Raw genomic sequence first — 5,687 nt, forward strand, 5'->3', positions numbered from 1 at the left:
GGGTGCGCTCGGCCTCGGCCCGCGCGGCCTGACGCCGACGGCACTGGCCGACCGGGGCACCGGCCCCGATATGCAAGCCTGAGCTACGCGGGGCCGATCGACGATGTCGGCCCGATCGAACCGGACGGGCGCTTCATGATGGTCGAACCGATGAACTGGATCTCGGAGGTCGTGCGCCCCAAGATCAAGACCCTGTTCAAGCGCGAGACGCCCGAGAACCTCTGGGTGAAATGCCCGGATACCGGGCAGATGGTGTTCCACAAGGAAGTCGAGGGGAACCACTGGGTCATCCCCGGCTCCGAGCACCATCTCAAGATGAGCGCGAGCGCGCGGCTCAAGATGATGTTCGACGAGGGCACCTGGATCGACGTGCCGCTGCCGGAGGTCGCCGTCGACCCGCTCAAGTTCCGCGACGAGAAGCGCTACGCCGACCGCCTCAAGGAGGCGCGCACCAAGACCGGGATGCAGGATGCGTTCAAGGTCGGGTTCGGCCGGGTCGGCGGCCAGCCGATGACGCTGGCGGTCCAGGACTTCGCGTTCATGGGCGGCTCGCTCGGGATGGCGGCGGGCGAGGCCTTCATCCGCGGCGCGGAGACGGCGCTGGAGAAGCGCACGCCCTACGTGATGTTCGCGGCCTCGGGCGGCGCTCGGATGCAGGAGGGCATCCTCTCGCTGATGCAGATGCCGCGGACCACCGTGGCGATCCGGCGCCTGCGCGCGGCAAGGCTTCCCTACGTCGTCGTGCTGACCAACCCGACGACCGGCGGCGTCACCGCCTCCTACGCGATGCTCGGCGACGTGCACCTGGCCGAGCCCGGCGCCCTGATCTGCTTCGCCGGCCCGCGCGTCATCGAGCAGACGATCCGGGAGAAGCTGCCCGACGGCTTCCAGCGCGCCGAGTACCTGCTCGAGCATGGCATGCTCGATCAGGTCGTCCACCGCCACGCGCTGAAGGACACCATCGTGCGGATCTGCGGCCTGCTGATGAACGTGAGCCCGCCCGCCGCGCCGGCGCCGGCCGCATCCGCACCGATCCTCGAACCCGCCTGACGCGCCGCACGCCCATGGATTCCTCCGATGCGCTGATGGCGCGATTCCTGGCCCTGCACCCGCGCACGATCGACCTGTCGCTCGGCCGGATCCAGAGCCTGCTCGCGCGCCTGAACCACCCCGAGCGCCGGCTGCCGCCCGTGATCCACGTCGGCGGCACCAACGGCAAGGGCTCGACCATCGCGTTCATGCGGGCGATCCTGGAGGCCGGGGGCCTGGCCGCGCACGTCTACACCTCGCCCCACCTCGTGCGCTTCCACGAGCGCATCCGGCTCGGCGGCATCGGCGGCGGCCACTACGTCCCGGAGGACCGGCTCGCCGAGGCCTTCGCGCGCTGCGAGGCCGCCAACGCGGGCGACCCGATCACGGTGTTCGAGATCACCACCGCGGCGGCGCTGCTGCTGTTCTCCGAGGCGCCGGCCGACGTCTTGCTGCTCGAGGTGGGCTTGGGCGGCCGCGTGGACGCGACCAACGTGATCGACACGGTCGCGGCGGCGGTCGTCACGCCGATCGGGCGCGACCATGCCGAGTATCTCGGCGACACCGTCGAGCTGGTGGCGATCGAGAAGGCCGGCATCTTCAAGCGCGGCTGCCCGGCGGTGATCGCGGCCCAGGACTACGCCGAGGCGGACGCGGTGCTGTGCCGCCGCGCCGCGGCGGTCGGCGCCACGCCGGTCTGGGTCGGCAACCAGGATTTCTCGGTCCACGAGGACAGCGGCCGCCTCGTCTACCAGGACGAGACCGACCTGTTCGACCTGCCGCGCCCCAAGCTCGTCGGCCGCCACCAGTTCACCAATGCCGGCACCGCCATCGCGGCTTTGCGGGCGGCGGGCTTCGGCGACATCGGCGTCGGCGCGGTGGAAGCCGGCCTGCGCAACGTCGACTGGCCGGGCCGGATGCAGCGCCTCGCCCGCGGACGGCTGGCGGCCCTGGTGCCGCCCGGCTCCGAGCTCTGGCTCGACGGCGGCCACAACATCGACGGCGGACGCATCCTCGCGACGGCGCTGGCCGACCTCGGCGAGCGCAGCGACGTGCCGCTGGTCCTGATCGTCGGCCTGCTCGGCACCAAGGACGCGGAGGGCTTCCTGCGCCACTTCGTCGGGCTGGCGCGCGCGCTGATCGCGGTGCCGATCGCCGGATCGATGGCCGCGCGGCCCGCCGAGGAGGTCGAGGAGATCGCGACCCAGGTCGGCCTCAGCGCGCGCATCGCGCCGAGCATCGAGGCGGCGCTGACCATGGTCGCCGACATCGCCTTCGAGCAGCCGCCGCGGATCCTGATCTGCGGCTCGCTCTACCTCGTCGGCGCCGTCCTGACCGCCAACGGCACGCCGCCGACCTGACCTTGCGTTGATCTGCGGTAAACCTCAGACTTATTCTGCTGCACAGCACACGCGATCGGCGCAACAATGCAGACACCAGGCAGCTGTGGCCCGGATGTTACATCTTGGCCGTGGGAAATCACTTATCCTCAGCATCGATCGGGCAACACGCTGGGGATCAAAGAAACATGAAAACGCTTCTGACGTCATTGGCCGCCTTCACGGCGCTCACCGCCGCCGCTTCGGCCGCCGACCTGCCGCGCCGCGCGCCTCCGCCGGTGTTCACGCCGGTGCCGGTCTTCACCTGGACCGGTTTCTACTTCGGTATCAACGCCGGCTACGGCTTCGACGCGAACGACCGCTCCGGCGCGACCGTCGTGAACGTGGCTCCGGGCACCGCCGTCGCGGCCGCCGTCCCGACCCAGATCGCCTTCGGCGGCTCGAACTCCACTGACGGGTTCACCGGCGGTGGCCAGGTCGGCTACAACTACCAGTTCACCCCGGGCTCCGGCGTCGTGATCGGTATCGAGGCGGACGCCCAGTACGTCGACTTCGGTCGCAACCGGAACCGCTACGTCGTCACCCCCGGGTTCGCCCTCGCGCCCGGCGTCCAGGCGTTCAGCCCGAACGGCATCTCCAGCCTCGACTTCTTCGGCACCGTGCGCGGCCGCATCGGTTACGCGGTCGACAAGGCCCTGTTCTACGGCACCGGCGGCTTCGCCTACGGCGCCGGCGGTGGCCGCGAGTTCGGCCTGCCGAACAGCAGCCGTGACGATTTCCGGACCGGCTGGACCGCCGGCGGCGGCGTCGAGTACGCCCTCCCGACCGACTCGTTCCTGAACTTCTTCCGCTCGTCGGCCGTGACGGTGAAGGTCGAAGCCCTCTACGTGAACCTCGATCAGAACAACCGTCTGAACGGCGCTTACGCCACCAACGCCGCCGGCGCCGTGTTCTTCGCTCCGGGCTACGTCGCCCGCCGCAACGACACCGAGTTCGCCGTCGTCCGCGCCGGCCTGAACTACAAGTTCGGCTCGTACTAGGATCCGACCTCCGACCCACGGGCCGCTCAGAGCCCGGGGTCGGCTCCGATCATTCGAATTGGGTTTCGAAACGCGAGACAGCCCGGCCTCACGGACGGGCTTTCTTTTTGCGCGCACCGTCCGACGCGCCGAAAAAACCGACGCGCACGAAAAAGCCCGCCTCCGTGAGGAGGCGGGCTCGTCCTGATCGGTCGCCGCGTCAGGCGTTGGCGGTCTGCGCGCTGATCCAGCGGGACAGGTCGCCCTTCGGCGCCGCGCCGACCTTCTGGTCGACCCGCTCGCCGTTCTTGAACAGCAGCAGCGTCGGGATCGAGCGGATGCCGTACTGCGAGGCGATGCCGGGATTCTCGTCCACGTTCACCTTTGCGATCTTCACGCGGCCCTGCATGTCGGACGCGATCTCCTCGAGCGCCGGACCGATCTGCCGGCAGGGACCGCACCACTCCGCCCAGAAATCCACGACCACGGGCTCGACGGACTTGAGGACGTCCTGCTCGAAGCTCGCGTCGGTCACTTTCACCGTCGCCATCGGAAAATACCCTTCTCAAGGACCGCACGAGCGCCTGCAGCAGGCCGCCCGCCGATCGGTGAAGGAAGAATTGGCGACCCGCCGTGCTGCGGTCAAGGCGGTCGACCGGACCGCATGCCGGCTGCCCACCCGGTTCATGGCGATTCGGTCCGCAGCGCAGCGGACGCGGCGGCTCCGGCCGTCCCGCGCTCGCTTTGGCGGCGCCCCCGCCCCATGTGACCGAGCACGCCAGACCGATGCCGCGCGTGCGGCCGACCCGATCCAGGAGGATTCTTGACGGTGACAGGATTTTTGCAGGTGCCGCGCTTCCGATCCCTCGCGCTCGCCACCGTGGCGGCGGTCGCGCTGGCACCGGGTGCCTTCGCCGAGGACAGCGCCGCCCAGCGGCCGTCCCGCATCGAGGGCGACGCCTTCAGCGCACCCGCGGCGAAGAGCGCCGGCGACACCCCCGCCGAGACCGCCCCGCCGAACACCGGCTACAAGCCGCTGCTGCCGAACCAGACCCGCGCCCCGAAGCCGGCGGACGCCACGAAGGTCGAGGTCGCGACTGTCGCGAAGGGGCTGGCGAGCCCGTGGGCGATGGAGTTCCTGCCGGACGGCCGGATGATCGTCACCGAGAAGGCCGGGAAGATCCGGATCGTGTCCAAGGACGGCACCGTCGGCCCGGCGATCGCCGGCGTGCCGAAGGTCGACGCGCGCGGCCAGGGCGGCCTGCTCGACATCGCCCTGAGCCCCGGCTTCGCCACCGACGGGCTGGTGTTCTTCAGCTACAGCGAGCCCCGCGACAAGGGCAACGGCACCACCGTGGCGAAGGCCAAGCTCGTCCAGGACGGCAAGGGCGGGGCGAAGCTCGACGACGTGAAGGTCGTCTTCCGGCAGATGCCGACCTACGACGGCGACAAGCATTTCGGCTCGCGCCTGGTCTTCGCCGCCGACGGCAAGCTGTTCGTCACCGTGGGCGAGCGCTCCGACAAGGCGACGCGCGTCCAGGCCCAGGACCTCGCCAGCGGCCTCGGCAAGGTGTTCCGCATCGACGCCGACGGCCAAGCCCCCAAGGACAACCCGTTCTACGGCAGCGACAAGGCCAAGCCCGAGATCTGGTCCTACGGCCACCGCAACGTCCAGGCGGCGGCGCTCGACGGCCAGGGCCGGCTCTGGACCGTGGAGCACGGGCCCCGCGGCGGCGACGAGCTCAACCGTCCGCGGCCCGGCCTCAACTACGGCTGGCCGGTCGCGACCTACGGCATCGAGTATTCCGGCGAGCCCCTCGGCGAGGGCGTGACCCAGGCCGCCGGCACGGTGCAGCCGGTCTATTACTGGGATCCGGTGATCGGGCCGTCGGGCATGGCGCTCTACACCGGCACGCTGTTTCCCGCCTGGACGGACGACTTCCTCGTCGGCGGCCTCGTCAGCGAGGGGATCGTGGTGCTGAAGCGCGACGGCGACAAGGTCGTCACCGAGGAGCGCGTTCCCCTCGACGCCCGCATCCGCGACGTGCGCGTCGGCCCCGACGGCGCGGTCTACGCCGTCACCGACGGCCCGGACGGACGGATCCTGAAGCTGACGCCGAAGGCCAACGCGGGCTGAGCGGTCGAACGCCGGCCGGACGCACGCATCCGGTTCAACCGCCCGCGGGTCTTCCCTCCCCCCTTAAGCGGGGGAGGGTGGGCCTCGCGTCAGCGAGGGTCGGGAGAGGGGAGCGCCCTTTCAGGCACCGTCGCTCCCCTCTCCCGACCCGCTTAGCGGGCC

Annotated in this window: 5 protein-coding genes; 4 read left to right on the plus strand and 1 reads right to left on the minus strand. The window is 70.5% G+C overall.

The features are described from left to right. The first annotated feature begins 138 nt into the window (after positions 1 to 138). The 3 genes from accD (at position 139) to FV223_RS18595 (ending at position 3,409) form a co-directional block, all read left to right on the plus strand. Positions 139 to 1,050, plus strand: a complete 912-nt coding sequence (gene accD / locus FV223_RS18585) for an acetyl-CoA carboxylase, carboxyltransferase subunit beta (protein WP_147728406.1) — start codon at positions 139 to 141, stop codon at positions 1,048 to 1,050. A gap of 14 nt (positions 1,051 to 1,064) precedes the next feature. Beyond that, positions 1,065 to 2,390, plus strand: a complete 1,326-nt coding sequence (locus FV223_RS18590; protein ID WP_147728403.1) for a folylpolyglutamate synthase/dihydrofolate synthase family protein — start codon at positions 1,065 to 1,067, stop codon at positions 2,388 to 2,390. A gap of 167 nt (positions 2,391 to 2,557) precedes the next feature. Then, complete coding sequence (locus tag FV223_RS18595; RefSeq protein WP_147728404.1) at positions 2,558 to 3,409, plus strand: outer membrane beta-barrel protein; 852 nt, start codon at positions 2,558 to 2,560, stop codon at positions 3,407 to 3,409. Positions 3,410 to 3,608: 199 nt separating this feature from the next. Here FV223_RS18595 and trxA read toward each other — a convergent pair whose 3' ends face one another. Further along, entirely contained in the window at positions 3,609 to 3,938 is a 330-nt protein-coding gene (gene trxA, locus FV223_RS18600) for a thioredoxin (RefSeq protein ID WP_147728405.1), read from the minus strand. Positions 3,939 to 4,235: 297 nt separating this feature from the next. Here trxA and FV223_RS18605 point away from each other — a divergent pair, with 297 nt between their 5' ends. After that, positions 4,236 to 5,525, plus strand: a complete 1,290-nt coding sequence (locus FV223_RS18605) for a PQQ-dependent sugar dehydrogenase (RefSeq protein ID WP_147728407.1) — start codon at positions 4,236 to 4,238, stop codon at positions 5,523 to 5,525. Positions 5,526 to 5,687 lie beyond the last annotated feature (162 nt).

This window comes from Methylobacterium sp. WL116 (genome assembly GCF_008039455.1).
Classification (GTDB): Bacteria; Pseudomonadota; Alphaproteobacteria; order Rhizobiales; family Beijerinckiaceae; genus Methylobacterium.